General features: G+C 71.5%; 19 protein-coding genes. 14 read left to right on the top strand and 5 right to left on the bottom strand.

What is annotated here, in order from left to right; genetic code table 11:
• Window positions 1-91 precede the first annotated feature (91 nt).
• Both E5671_RS40875 and E5671_RS40870 read left to right on the top strand, forming a co-directional pair.
• The gene (locus E5671_RS40875) at window positions 92-1,486 is read left to right on the top strand and encodes an MFS transporter (protein WP_160510745.1); all 1,395 of its coding nucleotides are present in this window, start codon (window positions 92-94) and stop codon (window positions 1,484-1,486) included.
• Window positions 1,483-2,760 carry an FAD-dependent monooxygenase gene (locus E5671_RS40870; protein ID WP_160509262.1) on the top strand — a complete coding sequence of 426 codons (1,278 nt, stop codon included), beginning with the start codon at window positions 1,483-1,485 and terminating at the stop codon, window positions 2,758-2,760. Before E5671_RS40875 ends, E5671_RS40870 begins: the two co-directional genes overlap by 4 nt.
• Here E5671_RS40870 and E5671_RS40865 read toward each other — a convergent pair.
• Window positions 2,744-3,775, bottom strand: a complete 1,032-nt coding sequence (locus tag E5671_RS40865) for a DJ-1/PfpI family protein (protein ID WP_160509261.1) — start codon at window positions 3,773-3,775, stop codon at window positions 2,744-2,746. The genes E5671_RS40870 and E5671_RS40865 overlap by 17 nt on opposite strands.
• Window positions 3,776-3,953: 178 nt before the next feature.
• On the opposite strand from E5671_RS40865, the gene E5671_RS40860 reads away from it, so the two are divergent.
• Both E5671_RS40860 and E5671_RS40855 read left to right on the top strand, forming a co-directional pair.
• Window positions 3,954-4,616 carry an HD domain-containing protein gene (locus E5671_RS40860; protein ID WP_160509260.1) on the top strand — a complete coding sequence of 221 codons (663 nt, stop codon included), beginning with the start codon at window positions 3,954-3,956 and terminating at the stop codon, window positions 4,614-4,616.
• Window positions 4,617-4,692: 76 nt separating this feature from the next.
• The gene (locus E5671_RS40855) at window positions 4,693-5,427 is read left to right on the top strand and encodes a Clp protease N-terminal domain-containing protein (protein ID WP_160509259.1); all 735 of its coding nucleotides are present in this window, start codon (window positions 4,693-4,695) and stop codon (window positions 5,425-5,427) included.
• On the opposite strand, the gene E5671_RS40850 is transcribed toward E5671_RS40855, so the two are convergent.
• Together E5671_RS40850 and E5671_RS40845 are read right to left on the bottom strand one after the other, a co-directional pair.
• Window positions 5,414-6,523: an isopenicillin N synthase family dioxygenase gene (locus tag E5671_RS40850; RefSeq protein WP_160509258.1), complete on the bottom strand. Its 1,110-nt coding sequence runs from the start codon at window positions 6,521-6,523 to the stop codon at window positions 5,414-5,416. The two genes, E5671_RS40855 and E5671_RS40850, sit on opposite strands and share 14 nt — an antisense overlap.
• Before the next feature lie 50 nt (window positions 6,524-6,573).
• Entirely contained in the window at window positions 6,574-7,524 is a 951-nt protein-coding gene (locus E5671_RS40845; protein WP_160510744.1) for a (2Fe-2S)-binding protein, read from the bottom strand.
• A 302-nt stretch (window positions 7,525-7,826) separates the two neighbouring features.
• On the opposite strand from E5671_RS40845, the gene E5671_RS40840 reads away from it, so the two are divergent.
• The 9 genes from E5671_RS40840 (at window position 7,827) to E5671_RS40800 (ending at window position 19,504) form a co-directional block, all read left to right on the top strand.
• Window positions 7,827-8,750 (top strand): iron ABC transporter permease, encoded by a 924-nt coding sequence (locus E5671_RS40840; protein WP_202122693.1) that lies wholly within the window; start codon window positions 7,827-7,829, stop codon window positions 8,748-8,750.
• Complete coding sequence (locus E5671_RS40835) at window positions 8,747-9,802, top strand: FecCD family ABC transporter permease (RefSeq protein WP_160509257.1); 1,056 nt, start codon at window positions 8,747-8,749, stop codon at window positions 9,800-9,802. Before E5671_RS40840 ends, E5671_RS40835 begins: the two co-directional genes overlap by 4 nt.
• Complete coding sequence (locus E5671_RS40830; RefSeq protein ID WP_160509256.1) at window positions 9,799-10,653, top strand: ABC transporter ATP-binding protein; 855 nt, start codon at window positions 9,799-9,801, stop codon at window positions 10,651-10,653. The genes E5671_RS40835 and E5671_RS40830 overlap by 4 nt, the downstream gene beginning before the upstream one ends.
• 81 nt (window positions 10,654-10,734) lie before the next feature.
• On the top strand, window positions 10,735-11,739 hold the full coding sequence (locus E5671_RS40825) for an ABC transporter substrate-binding protein (protein ID WP_160509255.1): 1,005 nt from the start codon (window positions 10,735-10,737) through the stop codon (window positions 11,737-11,739).
• 104 nt (window positions 11,740-11,843) lie between these two features.
• The gene (locus E5671_RS40820; protein WP_160509254.1) at window positions 11,844-13,085 is read left to right on the top strand and encodes an ATP-grasp domain-containing protein; all 1,242 of its coding nucleotides are present in this window, start codon (window positions 11,844-11,846) and stop codon (window positions 13,083-13,085) included.
• Window positions 13,082-15,250 carry an IucA/IucC family siderophore biosynthesis protein gene (locus tag E5671_RS40815; protein WP_336605988.1) on the top strand — a complete coding sequence of 723 codons (2,169 nt, stop codon included), beginning with the start codon at window positions 13,082-13,084 and terminating at the stop codon, window positions 15,248-15,250. The genes E5671_RS40820 and E5671_RS40815 overlap by 4 nt, the downstream gene beginning before the upstream one ends.
• On the top strand, window positions 15,250-16,476 hold the full coding sequence (locus tag E5671_RS40810; RefSeq protein WP_160510741.1) for an MFS transporter: 1,227 nt from the start codon (window positions 15,250-15,252) through the stop codon (window positions 16,474-16,476). Before E5671_RS40815 ends, E5671_RS40810 begins: the two co-directional genes overlap by 1 nt.
• Entirely contained in the window at window positions 16,476-18,305 is a 1,830-nt protein-coding gene (locus E5671_RS40805) for an IucA/IucC family protein (protein WP_160509253.1), read from the top strand. Before E5671_RS40810 ends, E5671_RS40805 begins: the two co-directional genes overlap by 1 nt.
• Window positions 18,302-19,504 (top strand): type III PLP-dependent enzyme, encoded by a 1,203-nt coding sequence (locus E5671_RS40800; protein WP_160509252.1) that lies wholly within the window; start codon window positions 18,302-18,304, stop codon window positions 19,502-19,504. Before E5671_RS40805 ends, E5671_RS40800 begins: the two co-directional genes overlap by 4 nt.
• 18 nt (window positions 19,505-19,522) lie before the next feature.
• Here the strand turns inward: E5671_RS40800 and E5671_RS40795 are convergent, their stop codons facing one another.
• The gene (locus E5671_RS40795) at window positions 19,523-20,521 is read right to left on the bottom strand and encodes a D-2-hydroxyacid dehydrogenase (protein ID WP_160509251.1); all 999 of its coding nucleotides are present in this window, start codon (window positions 20,519-20,521) and stop codon (window positions 19,523-19,525) included.
• 109 nt (window positions 20,522-20,630) lie between these two features.
• On the bottom strand, window positions 20,631-21,140 hold the full coding sequence (locus E5671_RS40790; protein ID WP_160509250.1) for a DUF2269 family protein: 510 nt from the start codon (window positions 21,138-21,140) through the stop codon (window positions 20,631-20,633).
• Between the two features lie 221 nt (window positions 21,141-21,361).
• Between E5671_RS40790 and E5671_RS40785 the strand changes: the two genes are divergently transcribed.
• Window positions 21,362-22,300, top strand: coding sequence for a GlxA family transcriptional regulator (locus E5671_RS40785; RefSeq protein ID WP_160509249.1), 939 nt, complete (start codon window positions 21,362-21,364; stop codon window positions 22,298-22,300).
• Window positions 22,301-22,321: the final 21 nt, after the last annotated feature.

Here is a 22,321-nt window from a genome sequence, read left to right as displayed (position 1 = left end):
ACGGTGTAGTGTAATTTTGGTGACGTCGGCACCCACGCGCTGCCGACCGCTTGCTCAACCGGCAACGAGGGAAAGGACGTTGATGACCACGATGACCACAGCCCTGGCTCCCCCGGCCCGCATCGGGAAGGCCGCTGTCTGGGCTCTCGGCATGCTGGCGGCCGCCACCGGAGCCCTGGAGTCGGTGGTGACACCGACACTCCCGCTCTTACAACGCGAATTATCAATGAGCCCTGCCCAAGGGGCACTTCTCAGCATCACGATGCTCATCACCGGCGCTCTCGTCACGCCCGTCGCGGGCAGCCTGGGTGACCGCTACGGCGGGAAACGGGTCATGCTCCGGCTGATGGCGGTGGTCTCGGCCGGTGGCCTGGTGTCCTCGCTGGCACCGAACCTGCCGGTGCTGCTGCTCGGTCAGGTACTGGAGGGCGCGATGGTGGGCGCGATGCCGCTCTCGTTCATCCTGGTGCGCAAGCACCTCCCGTCGGGCGAGTCCCAGGTGGCCATCGGGATGGTCAGCGGGCTGTTCGTGGGCGGCGGCATGCTGGGCACGCTGATGGCCGGACCCATCGCGGAGGGCCTTTCCCGGCACTGGATGTTCGCGATACCGACAATCGCGATCGTCGCGGCGACCCTGTTGGTCCACAAGCTGATGCCGGACGATCCGCCGGGTCGCTCGGACGCCAGGATCGACTGGCCCGGCCTCGTTCTCCTGAGCGGCGTTCTGCTGACGCTCATGCTCGGGCTCTCGATGGCGCCCGAGCTCGGCAGCCGGCCACTCGCGCTCGGCGCGATCGTCGTGCTCCTGGCCGTCCTCGTGACGGCATGGATGTCCGTCGAACGCCGGTCACCCTCGCCGATGGTCGATCTGCGCGTGGTGGCGAAGCCCTCCGTATGGAGCTCCTATGTGATCACCTTCGCCGTCTGCGTAGGCACCTCGGTCTCGATGTATCTCGTTCCGCAGCTGTTCGCGGTGTCCGCCGACGGGTACGGCTTCGACGCCGGCTCCACCGACATCGGACGCTACCTGCTGCCCGGCGCCGTCGCGGGGGCGATCAGCGGGCCGCTCGGCGGGCTCGCGGCGCGGCGGTTCGGCTCGACTGCCGTGGTCACCGCTGGGATCGGTGTCATGACGGCCACGTTGGCCGCCATGGCGTTCGTGCACACCGAGGTCTGGCACCTCGTCGTCGGCAAGGCGCTGATCGCTCTGGCCAGTGGTGTCTGCATCACGGCGATGGTCGTCAAGACCGCCACCTCCGTCGACCACGGCGACACCGGCACCGCCACCAGTCTGGTCCTGGTGACGCGCGTGATCGGCTTCGCCGCGGGCGCACAGGTCAGCGGGGCCTTCCTCACCGCCGGGACCCGCCCCGGGACGGACGACCCGGCCGAATCGGCCTTCGTCACCGGCTTCGTCATCGCCGGCGTCGTCACGGCGCTGTCGCTGCTTGTCGTCCGCACCATGCGCAAAGGAGTCAAAGCATGAGCCCCACCGAACAGTTGACGGATGGTCACAGCCGTTCCACGCCGAGGCGCGAGGTCCTGATATCGGGGGCCAGCATCGCGGGCACAGCCCTCGCGTTCTGGCTGAACCGCTACGGGTACGCGGTCACGGTGGTGGAGAAGGCGGGCGCGCCACGTAGCGGCGGTTACCCCATCGACGTACGTGGCACCGCACTTGAGGTCGTCCGGAGGATGGGGATCCTGCCCCGACTGCGGGACGCGCACATCGGCGCACGCCGGATCACCTTCCTCGACGCGGACGGCGGCAAGGTGGCCTCGGTCAATCCGCATTCCGTCGCCGGCAGTGTCGCGGGACGGGACCTCGAAGTGCGACGCGGGGATCTGACCGACGCTCTTTACGCAGCCGTGCGTGACGACGTGGAGTTCTTGTTCAACAACTCCATCGACACCCTCGACCAGGCCAACCAGCCCGACCAGTCCAACCAACCCGACCAGCCCCGCCAGCCCGGCCACGGGGTCGGCGTCACCTTCCGCAGCGGCAACAGCCGTACGTTCGACATGGTGTTCGGCGCGGACGGTCTGCACTCACGTACCCGGGAGTGCGCTTTCGGCCCCGAAGAGCAGTTCCACCGCTACCTCGGGTACCGCTTCGCCGTGTTCACCATGCGCAACACCTTCGGCCTCTCCCACGAGGTCATGATGTGGAACACCCCGGGCAGAGCCGCGGCTCTCTACGCCGTGGGCGACAACGACGAAGTACACGCCTTCCTGAACTTCGCCCACCCGGAACCGCCCTTCGACGTCGACGCGTTCCGTGACCCGGAAGCCCAACGGGACCTGGTCGCCAGGATCTACGCCGACGCCGGATGGGAAGTCCCTGGCATGATCGCCGCCATGCACGACGCGGATGACCTGTTCATCGACGTGGTCAGCCAGATCCGCATGCCCCGATGGTCAAGCGGCAGGGTCGCACTGGTGGGCGACGCCGCGTACGCACCCTCGTTCCTCACCGGACAAGGCTCCAGCCTCGCGCTCGTCGGGGCGTACATGCTCGCCGGATCCCTGGCCGGCCGGGACGCCGCCGCGGGTTTCGCCGCCTACGAACACGACACCCGTGAGTTCGTGACCCTGAATCAGGGGCGGATCGGCGTGGGCGACGCCGCCCTCTTCCCCACCACCGCTCGGGCCCTGGAGCAGCGCAACGACAGGCTGCGCAATCTCAGCACCTCGCCTTCCGGGGAGGAACGCCCCGCCCACTCGGCCCTCACCCTGCCCGAGTTCATGCCCCTGAGGTAACTCCGTGCGCACGCACCTCGATCCGTGTCGTGCGGAAACGCGCTGCGTACGCGGACGGGGTCGTCCCCAGGTGGCGGGCGAAGGCCCTGCGCAGCGTCTCGTCACTGCCGAGGCCGCTGCGCTCGGCCGCGTCGGTGACGCTCGCGCCGCGTTCGAGGAGCATGCGTGCGGCCTCCAGCCTGAGGGATTCCACGTACGCGGCCGGGGTGGTGCCGAGCTGCCGCGTGAAGAGGCGGGTCAGATGCCGGGGGCTCACGGCGGCCCGCCCGGCCAGGGTCGCAAGGCGGTGGTCGGCCGCCGGGTCGGCGGCGATGGCGTCGAGCAGCGGGCGCAGCACCGGGTGACTGGTCGCCGGGGCGCGCGAGGCCGCGGAGAACTGGGACTGACCGCCGGGTCGCTGGAGGAAGACCACGAGGTCACGGGCGACCCGCCGCGCTGTGTCGGGGCCGTGGTCCTGCTCCACGAGAGCCAGGCAGACGTCGATGCCGGCGGTGACCCCGGCCGAGGTGAGGACGGGCCCGTCCTGGACGTAGATGGCGTCCGCCGTGACGGTGGTGTCGGGGTGCAGCCGGGCCAGCTTCGCCGCGTGCTCCCAGTGCGTCGTCGCCCTGCGGCCACGCAGGAGTCCCGCCGCGGCGAGCGCGAAGGCGCCGGTGCACACGGCGGCCACCCGGCCTGCCCCGCTTGCCAGTTGGGCCACGAGCTCGACGAGGTCGGGCCGTTCGGCGAACGTGACGAGCTCCGCGTGACCGGGGACGACGAGAGTGTCCGCGCCGCCTGCCCCAGCCACCTCGGCCACCTCCGCCGCCGGAAGGTCCGCCGCGATCCGCAGCCCGGTGGAGGTCCTGACGTCCTGCCCGCCGGGGGTGCAGACCCGCACGGTGTAGCGGCCGCCGGTGTATCGGCTCGCGGTGGCGAAGACTTCCAAGGGCGCCGCGACGTCGAGAAGGCGCACGCCGTCGAAGGCGAGGACGTAGACGTGGTGGGGGCGGGGTCGGTCCGGTTGTTCGCGCACGGGACCACGGTAGCGGCAGGACGTGTCCAGATGTGTGGGGTACGTGTCCACAGGGACATGGCCGTGGAACGTCTACGGAGAGCAGGCTGGCATCAGGGGCCGACAGGTTCCGGCAGGGGGCCACACCCTGCGCCCGGCGCCCCGCCCCCCTTCTCTCGATGACAACAGGAGGCACCCCATGACCGCCCACGCACCTTCCGCCCAACCCTCCTCCGCCGCCGGAGTGTCCGTGCCGGACACCAAGCTGGCCGCCGCTGCCACCGAACTGGTGCGGGACACGGCGAGCGACCTGATCTACCACCACTCCCGCCGCGTCTTCTGGTTCGGCAGCCTGCAAGGCGCCCGACGGGGGCTGAGCTTCGACCCCGAGCTGCTCTACATCGGCGCGATGTTCCACGACCTGGGCCTGGGCGAGCGGTTCCGGGACAGCGGGCGCCGCTTCGAGGTGGACAGCGCGGAGGAGGCGCGCCGCTTCCTGCACGGTCACGGCGTCCCGGAGGACAGCGTGCGCCGGGTGTGGACCGCCATCGCCCTGCACACGACCCCGGGCATCCCCGAGTTCATGGAACCGGAGGTCGCCCTGGTCACCGCCGGGGTGGAGTACGACGTACTGGGCATCGGCTACGACGACCTGACCGCCGGCGATCGCGCCGAGATCACCGCGCTGCATCCACGCCCCGACTTCAAGCGGCGGATCCTGGAGGCGTTCACCGAGGGCATCGCCCCCAAGCCGGAGACCACCTTCGGAAACGTGAAGGCCGACGTCCTCGAACACTTCGTCCCCGGCTACACGCGCGGCGACTTCGTCGAGGTCATCCAGAACTCCGCCTGGAAGGAGTAGGTGGAGTACCTGTCGACGGAAGGCAGGTGTCAACCGAGGGTTGACACCTGCTTCACTGTCAACCTACCGTTGACACATGACGCAACCCACTCACCCCATCCGTCTGGACGACCTGATCCAGGCCATCAAGAAGGCCCACCCCGAAGCGGCGCTCGACCAGCTCTCCGACGCCGTGATCGCCGCCGATCACCTCGGCGACGTCGCCGACCATCTGATCGGCCACTTCGTGGACCAGGCGCGCCGCTCGGGCGCCTCGTGGACGGAGATCGGCAAGAGCATGGGGGTCACTCGGCAGGCGGCCCAGAAGCGGTTCGTGGCCAAGGACCCCGGCGAGATGTCGGACCTCGATCCCCGTCAGGGCTTCAGCAGGTTCACCCCACGGGCGAAGCACGTGGTCATGGCCTCGCAGGAGGAGGCACGCGCCGCGGGGAACGACGAGATCGGCCCCGGCCATCTGACGCTCGCACTCCTGACCGACCCGGACGCCCTCGCCGGGAAGGCCCTTGTGGCGCAGGGCAGTTCGCTCGACGCGATCCGCGAGAGCGTCACCGAAGCGCTGCCTCCCGCGGTCGGCGAGGTGCCCGACCTCATCCCGTACGACGCCGGGGCGAAGAAGGTCCTCGAACTCACCTACCGCGAGGCGCTGCGGCTCGGTCACAACTACATCGGGACCGAGCACATCCTGCTCTCGCTCCTGGAGGCGGAGGGCGGCACGGGCACCCTCGCCGGGCTCGGCATCGACAAGGCGGCAGCCGAAGCACACATCACCGAGGCCCTCGAGGCGATCCGCGCCTCCCTCAACCAGGCGTGACCGAGCCGGATTCGGCCGCGGGGCCGCCCTTCCCGGCCCCCCGCCCCGCGGCCTCCCGCCCCGCGGCCGCTCGCACCCGCGCCGCCTCCCGGACGGCCGCCGCGTTCGACTTGCCCTGCCGGGAGCCCGCGAGCTTCGCCTTGATGTGGTCGCGCACGAGGATCGGTTCGTAGGCGAGTTCGTCGGAGGCGTCGAGGTGGCTCGGCAGTGTGGAGATCACCGCGTCGACGTTGCCGTCGTGGAAGTAGGCGGCGGACCGGCGCCGGACGATGCCGCCGTCCACGATCGGCGGCTTGACGCGGTGCAGGGTGGACATCCAGCGGTCGTTGGTGAGCCGGGCGGTGAGATCGCCGAGGTTGACCAGGAGTGCGCCGTCGACGGGCGTGACGTCGTGCCAGGCCCCGTCGGTGCCGAGCACCTGAAGACCGGCGACCTGGTCCGCCCACAACACGGTGACGAGGCCGAAGTCGGTGTGCTCGCCCATCCCCGTCAGGTCGCCGTCGAGGGTGACGGTGCCTTCCGGGAGCGCGTAGTTGTTCATGCGCAGTACGTCGATGGAGTGGTCGGTCAGCGACTCGAAGAAGTCGGACCGCTCCCCGAGGGCGTCCGCGAAGATACGGGTCAGGGTGCGTGCCACGCGGCCGGCCTCGGCGAAGTAGCTCAGCACGTCCGGTTCGAAGCCGTCGACCTGCGTGGGCCAGATGTTGAGCCCGTAATCGTCCTCGGACAGGTCGAGTCCGGGGAACGAGCGGGCTTCGGTGCCGATGTTGAACGCCTCGAAGAAGTCGTTCATGCGCCCGGCGGACTCCACGCCGAGGCTCAGGCTGAGGGATTCGCTCTTGGGCGGGCTGTAGCCGCGGTTCGCGCCGGTGACGCGGTAGCTCTTCCTCGTCTCCAGGGGAAGGCCGAAGAAGCCGTCCACGGCGGCGGTCAGGCCGTCCACCGTCTCGTCGGGAATGCCGTGGCCGAGGATCTGGATGAAGCCGACGCGGGCGCAGGCTTCATCCATCTCCCGTGCCACGCGGGCGCGTTCGGCCGCCGGGCCGTCGTCGTCGACGTACGGCGTGATGTCGATGACGGGAACCTGGAAGGGCATGGGCGTCTCCTGGCGTGAGCGAGGGCTACGCGAGATTCCCTACCACGTTTTCACCGCACGGCTTCCGACGGCACGTCTGTACGCGGCACGGTTTCCGACGGTGCGTCAGTTCGCCGCACGGCTTCCGACGGCACGTCGGCCGAGGTGATGTCCGCCTCCAGCCTCCGCAGTCGTTCCGCGTCGCAGACGCGCGGGCAGGTGCCGCACGCCTCGGGGGCGCGGATCGTGTAGTAGAGGCAGCAGCCGAGACGGGTGCGGGTCGGGTGCCGTTCGCCGTCACGGGTCGTCAGATGGCGGAAGGCCGCGCCGCCGGGGAAGGGCTCGACAGGGCCCGGGAGCAGCGCGTCCACCGCTCGCAGCGCCTCGTCCTCCTGGCCGAGCATGCGTCCCAGGTACCAGATCCCGGAGATGAGATCGTCCCCGGCCATGCCCCACAACGCCCGCTGTCCGCGCCGCAGTCGGGGCCCGATCGCCGTGAGCAGCGGCCGCATGTGCGCGACGACCGCGGCACGGAGTTCGATGCGGAGCGACTCCTCGTCGGCGAGGACCTGCACTCCGGGGAGCCCCGCCGCCGGATCGTCCGGGAGGCAGGCGAACGAGCCGGGGACGACCTCGAAGGCGCCGGTCTCCAGGTGGACGCGCACGTCCTCCGGGTGGATCCGGGGCACGCGCCGCTCCAGGTACCAGGCGCCGCTCATCAGCAGAGAGACCGACCAGAGGTAGCCGTGCAGGGCGCGGGACGCGGCTACGTCCGGGCGCGGGGTGTGGTCGTGACCGGCGCGGATGCGTGCCGCTTCCGCCGCGACGAAGGCTTCCAGAGCACCCTGATCCGACGTCAGTTCGGCGCCGGTGACCCACCCCTGACCCGCGGTCGAGCCGGGTTGCGCGACCGTGACGGCGAGTGTCTCGCAGTGCGCGGCGAGCCGTCGGCAGGTCGCGGCGAGCAGAGCGGCGGGGCTCACGGCGGTGGCGTTCGGCGCCAGGTCCGGGGCCACGGTCAGCGGCACTCGTACTCCTTGGAAGGCAGGGCAGGTCCATCGGGCGCTCACCGGCGGAGTCGTCAACCGGCGAGCTAAGTAAGGCTTACCTTATTTTTCTTCAACTTGCCGCATCGACGCGGCGCGCCACCTGGCCCGACTATCGCGAGTAATCCGCCCCTCACAGGCAGTTGACAGCCTTAGGTATACCTAACCTAAACTCTCACCCTGTGTCCAAGATCGATCGGGCCGCCCCACCAGGCAGCCTCTCCGCACGGCGGATCCCTCTACTCTTCGCCGGATTCGCCGCGTTGGTGCTGTGCGCCATGCTGAGCCTGGCCCTGGGGTCGCGCCCGGTGCCGCTCTCCACAGTGGCCGAGGCGCTCTTCGGCGACGCCCACGGGCGGGACGCCATCGTGGTCACCGGACTGCGGCTTCCGCGCACCGTCGTCGCGCTCGCCGTGGGCGCCGCCCTCGGCGTGGCCGGTGCCGTCGCCCAGGGCATCACACGCAACCCGCTCGCATCGCCGACCACGCTCGGCATCAACGCGGGCGCCGGATTCGCGGTCGTCGTCGCCATCTACGCCCTGCATCTCACGCGGCCCGTCGAGTACTTGTGGTTCGCCTTCTTCGGTGCCGCGGCGGCCGGAATGCTCGCCCAGATGCTGGCCCGGCACGCGGGTGACCTCGACCCGGTGCGGCTCGCGCTCGGCGGCGTCGTGCTCCAGATGGTGCTCCTTTCCTGGACCCAGGCCGTGATGCTGGCCAGCGAACGGACGCTGGACGAGGCCCGCTTCTGGCTGGCAGGCTCGCTGTCCGGGCGCACGCTCGACGTGCTCTGGCCGGTCCTTCCCACGCTCGTCATCGGCCTTGTCCTCGCCCTCGCGATCTCGCCCGCGCTCAACGCCCTCGCCCTTGGCGACGATTCGGCGCAGGCGCTCGGTGTGCCGGTGACCAGGATCCGCGTGGCCGGGGGCATCGCGGTCGTCCTCCTTGCGGGCTCGGCGGTGGCGGTCGCCGGGCCCGTCGCGTTCATCGGGCTCGCGGCCCCGCATCTCGTACGGCTCGCGGTCGGCTCCGACCACCGGCTGCTCGTGCCGGGCTGTCTGATCGCCGGGCCGCTGCTGCTCCTGGCCGCCGACGTCCTCGGCCGCGTCGTCGTGCGCCCCTCCGAGCTGGAGGTCGGCATCGTCAGCGCCTTCCTCGGCGCACCGCTGCTGGCGGTCCTGGCCCGGAAGGTGGCGCGATGACCGTCTTCGCCGTACGGGAGACCAAGGCCGCCCCCACCGGGACGCGCGCCCGGCACGCTCGTCGCCTCGCGCTGCTCGCCTGCTGCGGCCTCGCCATCCTCTTCACCCTCTTCACACTCGCCCTGACGAAGGGCCAGATGCCGATGTCGGCGTCCGTCGCGCTGCGCGGCCTCGTCGGGCTCGGTGACCCGGCGGACGTGCTCGTGGTGCAGGACTTCCGGGCACCCCGGGTGGTCGCCGCGGTCATCGCCGGGGTCGGGCTCGGGGTCGCGGGATCGATGTTGCAGCGGGTGTTCCGCAATCCACTGGCCTCGCCGGACGTGATGGGCGTGACGGGCGGCGCCTCCTTCGGAGCCGTCGTACTGCTCGCCACGGGGGCGTCCCAGACACTGATCCCCCTGGCAGCGCTGGGCGGCGGTCTCCTGGCGGCGCTGCTGCTCGGAGTGTTCGGCTGGCGCTCGGGGCTCACCGTCACCCGGCTCGTGCTCGTCGGGCTCGCCGTCCAGGCGGGCCTCGCCGCCGCCGTGAACCTCATGGTCGTACGCTTCCCCGCCGAACTCGCGAGCTCCGCGCTGCAGTGGACCACCGGATCGCTCTACGGGCGGACGTGGACCGAGGTGTGGGCCGCCGGAGGTGCGGTGATGCTCGCGCTGGTGGCCGCGTTCGCGCTCCAGCGGCGGCTCGCCGTACTGGACCTGGGCGACGAGTCGGCGGGCGGGCTCGGCCTGAACCCGTCTGCCGCCCGGCTCCAACTCCTCCTCACCGCCATCGTGTTGGCCTCGCTCGCCGCCGCGCTCACCGGGCCCGTCGCGTTCGTGGCGCTCGCCGTACCGCATCTGGTGCGGTTCGTCGCGGGCCCGCCGACCCCGGGGACGCTGGCGCTCACCGGCCTCGCTGGCGCGGTACTGCTCCTCGCGTCCGACCTGGTGGTGCAGCATCTGCTGCCGGTGTCCGGGCTCCCCGTCGGGGTGGTCACCGCGACGCTCGGTGCTCCCTGGCTCCTTGTGCTGATGATCCGACAGAGCAGGCCCGTCAACCGGAGTGCCGCATGAGCCCCACACAGACGTCCGCGCCGGCGTCCCCCGCCAACCAACTCTCCACGCACGGGCTTGACTTGCGGTACGGCGACAAGGTCGTGGTCGGCGGCCTCGACATGACGCTGCCCGGCGGCGCCGTCACCGCCATCGTCGGCCCGAACGCCTGCGGCAAGTCCACCCTCCTGCGCGGCCTCACGCGGCTGCTCGCGCCCGCCGGCGGCAGTGTCGCCCTGGACGGTGCCGACATCCACCGGATGTCCGCGCGTGCGCTCGCCCGGCGGATGGGCCTCCTGCCGCAGCAGCCGGTGACACCCGAGGCCATCACGGTCGAAGCCCTCGTACGCCTGGGCCGCTACCCCCACCAGACCTTCCTCAGCCCCTGGTCCAAGGCCGACCAGGCCGCGGTGGACGAGGCGTTGGAGCGTACCGGCACCACGGAGCTGCGCGAGCGGAGCGTGGACCGGCTCTCCGGCGGCCAGCGCCAGCGCGCCTGGATCGCCCTCGCGCTCGCCCAGGACACCGAACTGCTGCTCCTCGACGAGCCGACCACCTTCCTGGACCTGCGGCACCAGCTCGACGTACTCGACCTGGTCGCCGATCTGCACACCGAGGCGGACCGCACCGTGGTGATGGTGCTGCACGACCTCGGGCAGGCCGCCCGGTACGCGGACCACCTGGTCGTCCTCAAGGACGGGCAGCTCGCCGCGGCCGGGGCGCCCGCCGACGTACTCGACGCGGAACTCGTCAAGGACGTGTTCGACGTCAACTGCCGGGTCATCCCCGACCCGGAGACCGGCACCCCACTGGTCGTACCCAAGGGCAGAACCGCCCGCCGCACCTCGGACGATCCGGCCGTCCCCGCCTGATCGTCCCCGGCGTCACGTCCCGTCTGTCACGTCCCGTCCCACCGCCCCACCATCCGCTCACAGCAAGGGAATCCAACCCTCATGACCACCAGCACCCTTCCACGCAGGCTCAGTGCCGTCCTGCTCACCGTCGTCCTCGGAACCGGAGCGCTCGCCGCGTGCGGTGACTCCGACGGGGACGACAAGGGCAAGGGCGACTCCGCCGCCGACACCGGTTTCCCGCGCACCATCAAGCACGCCATGGGCAGCACCGAGATCCCCGCACGGCCGCAGAAGGTCGTCGTCCTCGACACCGGAGAGCTCGACGACGTCACGCTGCTCGGCGTCAAGCCGGTCGGCGCGGTCTCCCCGCACTTCAAGACCGCGGGCGGCTTCCCCTCGTACCTCAAGGACAAGATCGGCGGTGTGAAGGACGTCGGCCCGATGGAGGAGCCGAACCTGGAGCTGATCGCCTCCCTCAAGCCCGATCTGATCCTGTCCTCCAAGGTCCGGCACGAGAAGGTCTACGACAAGCTCAAGGGCATCGCGCCGACCGTCTTCACCGAGACCACGGGTTCTCCCTGGAAGGAGAACCTGAAGGTCCACGCCAAGGCGCTCGGCATGGAGAGCCAGGCCGACACGGCGCTCAAGAGCTACGAGACGCGCGCCAAGGCCCTGGGTGAATCCATCAAGGCGAAGTACGACGGGAAGATGCCGTCGGCCTCGGTCGTCCGCTTCGTCGCGGGCCCGACCCGGCTCTACCAGAAGTCCGCCTACAGCGGCATCGTCCTCGACGACATCGGCCTCACGCGCCCGGCCTCGCAGAACTCGTCCGACCCCGAGAAGACGATGCTGGACGTCAGCCCCGAGCAGATCGACAAGGCCGACGCCGACCTGATCTTCGTGACGGTCGCCGACGCTCCCGACAAGACCCAGCAGAAGGACGTCACGTCCAACCCGGTCTGGAAGGACCTGACGGCCGTCAAGAAGAAGAAGGTCTTCACGGTCCCTGACGAGACGTGGATGTCCGGCATCGGCGTCCAGGCCGCGGAGCACGTCCTCGAAGACGTGGCCAAGGCGACGGACGTCGAACTCCCGGCCAAGTAGACGCTAGTTGGGGGCGGGCCCTTCGACCGGCCCGCCCCGCCCCACCCCGCCCCGCTCACTCCCCCCCACATGCACCTCCGCTCGCACCCGGAAGTGGACTCGCCATGCGGCTGTACGTCCTTGCCCGCAACCCCACCGACTCGGTCACCGAAGGCTTTCTGCCCGCCGCGCACAGGCTCGGCCTCGACGTCACCCTCCTCACCGATCAGCCGGACGCCCACCGGGACGGCCTGGTCCAGGAGAGCCTCGAATCCCTGGGGTCTCTGGAGCCTCTGGAGCCTCTGGAGTCTCTGGAGATCCTGGAGTGCGACGTACTCGATTTCCGTGCCGTCATCAGCCGGATCTCCGCCCACCACTCCCCCGGCGCGATCTTCACCAACAGTGACCATCTGCAGACCCAGGCCGCGCTGGCCGCCGAGTACTTCGGGCTGCCCGGCAAGGACTGGCGGGCGGCGCTGCGCACCAAGGACAAGGCGCAGATGCGGCGCCATCTCGCTGCTGCGGGCGTTGACGCGGTGTGGTCGGCGGAGCTGCCCACCGACCGGGATCCGGCCGAACTCACGGCTCTCGACGTGCCGTTCCCTTGCGTGGTCAAGCCGCGGGAGGGGGTGGCGAGCGAGGACGTGGTGCTGGTCGAGGGGCCGGAGCAGCTGGTGCGGCGGTGCGCGGAGATACAGGCGCGGCGTCCGGGGGCGGCACTGGTCGTCGAGGAGTACCTGGCCGGGGAGTTGTGCACCCTGGAGACGCTCGGCGACGGCCACGTCAGGCACGTACTGGGCGGCTTCCGTACGGAGGTGTCGCCGCCGCCGTACTTCATAGAGGAGCGGCTGACGTTCGTCCCGGCGCATCCGGAGGCGGTGGTGGCTCAGGTCCTGACCCAACTGGACGTGCTGGGGGTGGGATTCGGGGCGTGCCACACGGAATTCGTGGTGTCGGAGGGGCGGGCACGGCTCATCGAGGTCAACTACCGCGCCATCGGCGACCAGTGCGATCTGCTCCTCGCTCAACTCCTGGACATACCGCTCTTCGAGCTCATTCTCCGTACGCATCTGGGCGAGCCGCTCCCTTCGGACCTGGGCGCGCGGACGGACGGCCGGGCACTGCTCGACTATCCGTGCGCGCAGAGCGCCGGAACGCTGACGGCTGCGCCGGGCGCGACCGAAGTGAGGATGGGCGGGGTACATCTCACATACCGCCCACTACGCGAAGTCGGCGAACGCCGCGAACTCCACGGCACGAACCGGGACTTCCTCGGGGTGGTCCGCGCCACCGGCACCGAACAGTCAGAGGTGGACCGAGCCGTGGCGGAGTTCCTCGCCGAGCATCACTGGGAGATCACGCCGTGACGCGTCCGCCTGGCGGGGCACCTTCGACCGGGGCCGACGTCGAGGCCGAGTTCCTGTTACGCGTACTCAGCGCACTCCTGCGCGAGGACGTGGCGGGGTGGCGCACCCGAAGCACGGCGATGCGGCAACCGGACGGCTTGTGGCTGAGGCTGCCGGTGGCGGCGGTGCGGGAACACTCCGCGGAGGACGAAGCCACCACTAGGGTGCCCGCGCCGCGGGTCGGTGCCGACGGGGGCCGTGGATGCGGCCTGCCGGGGGCGATCCCGCCGGACGATGTGCCCCATGCCTCCGTAGAAGAAGCTGCGGCCTCCAGTGGTTCCGCCCGCCGACCCGGCGTCGGCGTGAGCGGTCGGCATGACTCGGGGGCGGTCGGCCGCGACGTCCAGGCCACCGTCCCGCCCGGCGCGGAACCCCGTGGCTCCGTGGAAGCCGGGGTCGTCGTCGCTGACCCAGCCGAGGTCGTCGTCGCTGGCCCACCCGGAGACAGCGACAGCCGCGCCGGAAGCACGCCGAGTTCGTGCCCCGCCGGGTGCGCGCCTCGCACCGACGCTCTGCTGATGGCCGTCCACCCGGACGGCTATCAAGCCACGTACGCCGCCCGGCTCCCCTTGCTCCGGCGCGAGTCCGATGGGGCCGAACTCGCTGACGCGGGCAGCATTCTGGGCGCCCTGCGTGATCTCGCCGAGCCCGTCGACCGTGGCGGGTTCGAGGCGTTCGCCGTGGAGTGTGAGCAGGCGCTCGATGCCCTGCGGCTGCATGACGAGACGAAGGGTGAGGTGGAGAGCCTGCTCGTCGAGCGGTACGGCGCGGATCCCGCCAACTGGACCGGACTCGCGGGCGGGCTCGGTTACGACACGCTCGCCGCCCGGGCCGATCACCCCGTGTATCCCACCTCCCGCGGCCGCTCAGGGCTCTCCGTCGCCCAACTGCGTGCGTACGCACCCGAGTTCCATCCAGCCTTCGCGCTGCGACAGCTCGCCCTCCCCCGCGAGGCCCTCACCATCGGCGGTGGCACCACCTCCTGGCTGTCACCCGGCGCAGCCGGCATGCCCGAGCTCGAAGGGACCCATCTCCTCCTCCCCGTACACCCCTTGACCGCGGAAGGACCCCTGCGGGACGCGCTGCGGGCAGCCGGGCTCGACGGGCGGGCCCAGCTCGTCGACCGTCCCGGACCCGACGTCGTACCGACCCTCTCGATGCGTACCGTCGCCCTCACCTCCGACGCCACGCAGCACCTCAAACTGCCGCTCGCCACCGCCACACTGGGCCTGCGCAACCGGCGCACCATCAAGCCGGGCACCCTCGCCGACGGCGCCGCGGGCCAGCGGCTCGTCGAAGCCGTCATCGACCGCGAACCCCGGTTCAAAGGTGTCGTCCTGCACGCGGACGAGACCCGCTTCGCCCACGCCGGACATGAACTCCTCGCCGTGCTCCTGCGCCGTTACCCCGCCGGCCTCGACGGCGCCGCGGTCGTGCCGATGGCGGCGCTCCTGTGCCCGGCACCCGGCGGCGACCGGCTGCTGATCGACCACCTCGCCGACCGCTTCTACGGCGGCGACCCCCTCGCCCTCCTGGACGCCACGCTCGCCCTCCTCTTCGACTGGCAGACGACCCTCTTCGCCTACGGGATCGCCCTGGAGTCGCATCAGCAGAACATCTCGCTGGTGATGGACCACCCCGCGGGAAGTGACGCGGCCGGCCCCACCCGGCTGCGGCTGCTGTTCAAGGACAACGACGGGCCTCGCGTCAACCTCGCCCGGCTGCACGACGTCATGGGGCAACCGGCCCCGGAGGCGGGCGAGTTCGACGATCCCAGGATCTTCGTCGACGGAGATCGGCCCGTGCTCGACGTGTTCACCACCATCACCCTCCACCTCTGCGCCGGGTCCTACGCGTTCGGGCTCGCCCGGCACGGCCACGCCCCGCTGGAGCGGCTGCTCCGGCTCGTGCGCGAGCGGCTCGCCGAGGCCGTCGAGCGGCTCGGCCCGGGTCCCGGCGAGCCGGGCGCGCTCCTGCGGGCGCACGTCCTTGACGCGCCGGAGCTGCCCGTCAAGGCGATGGTCACCGCGGGCACCCTGCTCTCCAAGGAGCGCTCAGGGGCCGCCGACATCAACAAGCACTACACGACAGGACCCAACTACCTGCGGCAGACGGGGACTTCATGATGGCCACCGCATCATCGGCGCACGCGCTTACGGAGGGTTCGACCGTGGGCACAGGATTCGGCCGGCGCCAGGTGCACGCCGTCGCCGCCTGCTACTTCGTCGCGTCCTTCGCCGCCCTCGGGCTACCCCCGTATCTCACCGCGATCCTCCCCGAGTTGGGAGACGCGAGCGCCCGCTGGGCCGGGCTCCTGTACGTCGTCCCGACGGTCTTCGGCGCGCTCGGCGCGCCCCTGTGGGGCCGGGCCGCCGACCGCTTCGGCCGAAAACGGCTGCTTCTGCGGGCTCAACTCGGCCTCGCTCTCTCCTTCTTGCTCGCCGGGTGGGCCGAGTCCCTCGGCGCGTTCGTCACGGCCCTGGTGCTGCAAGGCGTCCTGGGCGGCACGTTCGCCGCGTCCAACGGCTACCTCGCCGCCGCGCTCACCGGCTCGGGCCTCTCCAAGGCGCTCACCTTGATGCAGGGTGCCGCGCGGGCAGCGCTGGTCCTCGCGCCGATCGTCGTCGGCTCGCTGACCCCCTGGATCTCGCCGCACCGCCAGTACGCACTGCTCGCCGTCCTGCCGCTGGCCGCGGCCGCGATGCTCGCCGCCCTGCCGGAGCCCACGGCGAAACCGCCGGGCACCGAAGTGGCCGACGCGCCGGAGGCCGCCGTACCGCTCGCCCCTCTCAGGGCGCTCTACGCCTTCGAGTTCGCCTTCGTCTTCTCCACCGTCATCTCCTTCCCCTACCTGATCGCGCTGGTCGAGGAGCGAATACCCGGCGTCTCGCCGGTCGTGTCCGGCGCGCTGTTCGCCCTGCCGCACCTGTGCTACCTGCTGTTCGCGCTGCGGGTGCACCGGGCCGTCGAGCGCCGCCCCATGCAGGGGATCGCCGCCGGGTTCGGTCTGGTCGCGCTCGGTCTCGCCGGGCACGGCGCCGCCGATTCGCTCGCCGCCTTCACCGGTGTGCGACTGCTGCTCGGCGCGGGCCTCACCCTCGGCCTCGTCAGTCTGTCCGTGCTGGCCGCCGAGTGCGCCCACGGCAGGCCCCCCGGCGGGATGTTCGGCACGCTGGAGCTCGTCTCCAAAGGCGGCGCGGTCGCCGCCGGTCTCGCGGCAGCGGCCGGCCACAGCCTCATCGGCCTGCCCGCGCCCCTCCTGACCGGCACCGCGATCGCCCTGGTAGCCCTGGCCGCCGCCACTCTCCCCGCTTTGTTCCGCCGCTCGCCCCGCATCCGCTGGAGCCGTTGATGTCCTTGCCGACCGGCACGTTCGCCGCCCCATCCTGGGCGCCCGCCCAGTCCGCCGCCCTCGTCGCGGGCGCCCCCGTCGCCGGGGCCGCGCCCACCCGTCTGCCCAGCGCCGACCATGCGGTGACGCACACCCTCCTCAACTGCCTGCTGCGCGAGGTCTCGGGCCCCGAGCACCAGACCGCCGTCGTCGACGGCGACCTCCTGCTCCGGCTGCCGCGCCGCGGGGTCCTCCTGCGCGTCGCGCTGCGCCGCGCGTCCCTCCTCGGCGCCCACCGCTTCACCGGCCCGGTGACCGAGCAGCGGGACGGCGCCTGGGTGGAGGTCGACTGGCCGCGCCTCGCCGAGTACACCCATGCCGAGCTCTCGCTGCGTACGGGCGTGAGCAACGAGGAGTTCCTGGAGCAGATCGCCTCCAGCCACGAAGGCGTCAGCGCCGCGATCGCCGCCGACCGTCCGGCTCCCTCCACGGAGACGACCCCCGCCCCGGCCCCGAAGTGGCTCGCGGACTACCTGGCCTCCGAGCAGTCCCTGCTGTTCGGCCACCGCTTCCACCCCACTCCCAAGGCCCGCGGCGGCGACCTCGCCGACTGGGCGGCGTACGCCCCCGAGACCGCGGCCGCCTTCCCGCTGCGCCACCTCGCCGTACGGGACCACCTCATCGCCGAGGAGTCGGCGCGGCCGGGCGCCACGGCCCCGCTCGACCGCCTCGGCACCGTGCCGGACGGCTACCGGCTCCTTCCGGTGCACCCCTGGCAGTACGACCTGCTGCGGGAGCACCCGGGGCTGCGTGCCGCCTTGGACCGCGCCGACGTCATCGACCTGGGGCCCGGTGGCTCCCCCTTCGCGGCCACCGCCTCCGTGCGCACGCTGTACGACGGTGACACCTTCCTGAAGTTCAGCCTGAACGTCCGCATCACCAACTGCCTGCGCAAGAACGCCAGTTACGAGCTGGCGGGTGCGGTCGCACTCACCCGCGTACTCGAAGGCACGCTGGACGACCTGGCCGCCCGCTTCCCGGGCAACGCCGTGCTCCGTGAGCCCGCCTACCGCGGCCTTGCGCTCCCGGGCCCCGACGGGCGCCCCGACCTCGCCCTCCTGGAGGGCTTCGGCGTCATCGTCCGCGAAGGCCTGGCCGGACGGCTCCTTCCCGGCACGACACCGCTGCTCGCCGCGGCCGTCGCGGACGAGTACCCGACGGGGCCCGGCCACATCTCCCGCCTCCTCGACGGCGCGGGCCCGCAGCGGGCGCTCGACTGGTGGCAGAGGTATCTCCGGCTTCTGCTGCCGCCGGTGCTCGCCGCGTACTTCGACCACGGCCTGGTGCTCGAACCGCATCTGCAGAACGTACTGATCTGCGTCGACGACGACGGCATGCCCGCGCAGGTGCTCTTCCGCGACCTGGAGGGCACCAAGCTGGTCCCGGAGCGTCACGCGGAGACCCTGGCGGCGCTCCCGCCCGAGGTCGCGGGCCCGATGACGTACGACGCGCAGCGCGGCTGGGACCGCGTCGTCTACTGCCTCCTGGTGAACCACGTCGCCGAGCTGCTCGCCGCCCTCGCCGACCTCCATCCGCACACCGAGGCCGCGCTCTGGTCACAAGTCCGTGCCATCGTGCAGGAGTTCGCCGACACGCACGGCTGCCCGCCCCGGCTCAGCGCCCTGCTCGCCGGAGTGCCGCTGCCCGCCAAGGCCAATCTGCTCACCCGCTGGGAGCGCAAGGCCGACCGGGACGCGGGCTATGTCCGTCTCACCTCCCCCTTTCCGCTCGCCGAGCACGTACGGGACCTGGGCGCCCGCACCGACGCACCTTGGAGCACCGCCGAATGACCCTCCCCACCCCCGCCGTACGTGACCGTGCCCTCGGCCTCGCCGCGGAGGAACTGCCCGCCTATCTGTACGACCTGTCGGCGCTCGACGCCCATGCCGCCGCGGTGCGCGCCGCGCTCCCCCGGCAGGTCGAGCTCTACTACGCCGCCAAGGCCAATCCGGAGCCGGAGATCCTGACCGCGCTCGGCCCGCACGTCGACGGCTACGAGGTCTCCTCCGGCGGCGAACTCGCCCACGTGGCCAAGGCGGTCGCGGGACGACCGCTGGCCTTCGGCGGCCCCGGCAAGACGCCGGACGAGATCACGGCAGCCCTTGAGCTCGGCGTGGAGCGCTTCCATGTCGAGAGCGCCTACGAGCTGCGGATGCTGGCCTCGATCGCCGCCCGCGTCGTGCCGCACACCCGCGTCGGTGTGCTGCTCCGCTTCAATCTCGACCTCAACGCCGAGTCCCTGGCCGGCAGTTCCCTCGCGATGGGCGGACGTCCCACTCCCTTCGGCATCGACCCGGCCGAGGCGGATTCCGTGGTCTCGCCGTTCACCGACGGCAGCCTCCGCGGACTCCACCTGCTGGGCGTGCACGCCCATTTGGCCAGCGGACTCGACGCACCGCGGCAGCTCGCGATCGCCGAGTCCGTCGTGACCTGGTCGCAGGCGCTGGCCCGGCGGCACGGCATCCGCCTCGCGGAGGTGAACGTCGGTGGCGGGATGAGCGTGGACTACGCCGACCCCGGCGCGCGCTTCGACTGGGCCGCGTACGGAGAAGGCCTCGCCCAACTCTGTGCGGCGCACCCGGAACTGACGCTGCGTATCGAGCCGGGGCGGGCGCTCACCACGTACTGCGGCTGGTACGCCACCGAGGTCCTGGACGTGAAGCAGAGCCACGGCGAGGAGTTCGCGGTGGTGCGCGGCGGCACCCACCATCTGCGCACCCCCGCGGCCAAGGGCCACGACCAGCCCTGCACCGTGCTCCCGGCGCGCGAGCCGTGGCCGCACCCCTGGCCCCGGTCCGAGGCGCTGCAGGACCGGGTGACGTTCGCGGGGCAGTTGTGCACCCCGAAGGACGTCCTGGCCCGGCAGGTTCCGGTGACGGGGCTGCGGGCCGGGGACCGGGTGGTGTTCGCGATGGCGGGCGCGTACGCGTGGAACATCTCGCACCACGACTTCCTCATGCACCCGAGGCCGGGCTTCCACTTCCTGTGACGGCGCGTGGTCCTGGTACTAGTAACCCTGGGACCAGCGCACGACGTTGCGCAGCGGCTTCCCGTCGGCGAGCCGCTGCCAGTTGTCCACGAACATGTCGACGATGCGCTTCGTCTCGTCGCGTGAACCGCCCGCGGTGTGCTGGGTGAGGATCACGTTCGGGCAGCTCCAGAGCGGGTGCCCGGCGGGGAGCGGTTCCTCGCGGGTCACGTCGAGGACCGCGCCGCCGAGCCGGCCGGAGGCGAGGGCGGCGACCAGGGCGTCCTCGTCCGCCAGGGTGCCGCGTCCGGCGTTCACGAAGACCGCGCCGGGGCGCAGCAGGTCTACGCGCCGCCGGTCGAAGAGGTCCGCGGTCTCGTCCGTGCCCGGCAGCAGTCCCACGACGACGTCGAACTCGGGCAGCCTGGCGTCGAGTTCGCGCCGGGTGCGGATGTCGCCGTTGCCCCGGGCGAAGTGCGTGACGGAGCAGCCGAAGGGCGCGAGGAGTGCGGCGAGGCGCAGGGCGATGGATCCCCTGCCGAGGATGAGGACGTTCGCCCCGCCCAGGAGCCGCAGGCCGGGGCGTACGTCGAGCTTGGACCAGGACTCCCCCGCGCGGAGTACGGCCAGGACGTCGACACCGCGGTAGAGCGCGAGGATGCCCGCGAGGCAGGTCTCCGCGACCGGGTCGGCGAAGAGCCCGCCGAGGTTGGTGACGGTCAGCCGCTGCCCCAGGACCGGCCAGTCCAGGCCCGCATAGCGGTCGATGCCGACGGACGCGAGCTGCAGCCAGCGAAGGTTCGGCGCCTGCTCAAGTCGGTCCGCCCTCGGGTTGCCGAGGGCGATGTGGGAGTCGGCGAGGACGCGTGCGTCGTCGGCGGATCCGGAGTCCGGTTCGGCGAACCAGACCGGCCCCGGCGCGACGGCGCGCAGCCGCTCCTGTTCGGCGTCGTCGAGCGCCAGCTCGACGTACAGGGCGGCGGACGGTGGCAGGGCGGCCGGGTCAGCGGCCTGTGGAGCATGTGGTGCACGGACCATTCCTGATACCCCCGTGGTAAGGAAAGCGCTGGTGAACGCACGTTCACCGAACTTAGGGCCTTCGCTCCACAGGGGTCAACAGCGATCTAGGGCAACGCCCTACGCGAGATCAGGCTCCGGTAGTGGAACCGGGCCTGATGATCATGAGGACGGTGACGGTGGCCCAGAGGAGGTTGAACACGCCCGTGTACATGGCGAGTTGGGAACTGGTGCGCTCACCCACGGCCACCACGCCTGTCCCCTGGGCCAGTTGGCCGCGCGCGCCGTCGCCGCCTTCCCCTGTCACCGCTTCGAGCGCCGCCTCCTGACGCGGCAGGACGAGGACGATGAGCACCGCGGCCGCCGCGGTCGTGAGGATGATCGAGGCGATCAGCCAGGCGCTGCCGAGCACGTTCAGGCTGCTCGCGGTCGCGAATCCGGTGACGGGGACGGCGACGCCGACGAACGCGTACACCGAGCAGATGCGCTGCAGCAGGCGCAGCGAGGCGACGGCCGCCGGGTCCCGCGGGTCGGCCTGGGCGCGGCGCAGGGCCGCGGGGAACATGCTGGCGGCGACGGTGACCGGGCCGACGGCGAGGATGGCGGCCAGTACATGCAGCGTCAGGAAGAACTTGGTCACAAGGGCCCCTGGGATTCGGAGAACGGCGGAGGTCAGGCGGCTCCCGATCGGGACCCGGTCGCCGAGATTAGCCAGCGCTCCCTGCGGCGGAACAGTGGCATTAGTGACAGGCTTCGCAGAGATACCGCCATCGAATCCCAGGCCAGCTCACGCGGTACGGGGAAGCCGCACCGCCTGTGCTCGCGCTTGGCGGGATCCCGACTCTGCCGTACGTTGCCGCCATGCACACCGTGGCCGTTCTGGCGCTGGACACCGTCATCCCGTTCGACCTGTCCACCCCCATCGAGGTCTTCAGCCGCACCCGGCTGCCGGGCGGGCGGGACGGCTACCGGGTGCGCGTCTGCGCCGCCGCGCCGCGGGTCGACGCCGGCCTGTTCACCCTCCAGGCGCCGTGGGGCCTGGAGGGGCTCGCGGACGCGGACACGATCATCGTGCCCGGCACCGCCGACGTGTCCGGGCCGGTTCCCGACGCGGTCCTTGACGCGCTGCGGGACGCGGCGGCGAACGGTACGCGGATCGCCTCGATCTGCGCGGGCACCTTCACGCTCGCCGCGGCAGGACTCCTGTCAGGGCTCCGCGCCACCACACACTGGATGGCCGCGGCCGGTCTTGCCGAACGCCATCCCGACATCGAGGTCGACCCGGACGTGCTCTACGTCGACAACGGGCAGATCCTGACGTCCGCCGGCGCTGCCGCCGGACTCGACCTGTGTCTGCATCTGATCCGCCGGGACTACGGCTCCGCCGTCGCGGCGGACGCCGCCCGCCTCTCGGTGATGCCCCTGGAACGCGAGGGCGGCCAGGCCCAGTTCATCGTCGCCGAGGCTCCGCCCACTCCGCAGGGTTCGGAGCTCGAACCGCTCCTGCGCTGGCTGGAGGAGAACGCCGGGCGCGAGCTCACCCTGGAGGACATCGCGGGCCGGGCGGGCATGAGCACCCGCACCCTGTTGCGCCGCTTCCGGGACCAGACGGGCAGCACGCCGTTGCAGTGGCTGCACCGCGCACGGATCCGGCAGGCCCAGCACCTGCTCGAAACGACCGGGCACTCCGTCGAGCGCATCGCCGTCCAGGTCGGCTTCGGCTCGCCCACAGCCTTCCGCGACCGTTTCAAGCGCGTCGCCGGAGTCAGCCCACAGGCTTACCGCAGGGCGTTCCAGTGACCACGGGCCCCGGCCCCTCTC

It is taken from the genome of Streptomyces sp. BA2 (assembly GCF_009769735.1).
Taxonomy (GTDB): domain Bacteria; phylum Actinomycetota; class Actinomycetes; order Streptomycetales; family Streptomycetaceae; genus Streptomyces.
This window is presented reverse-complemented; position numbering and strand designations above follow the sequence as displayed.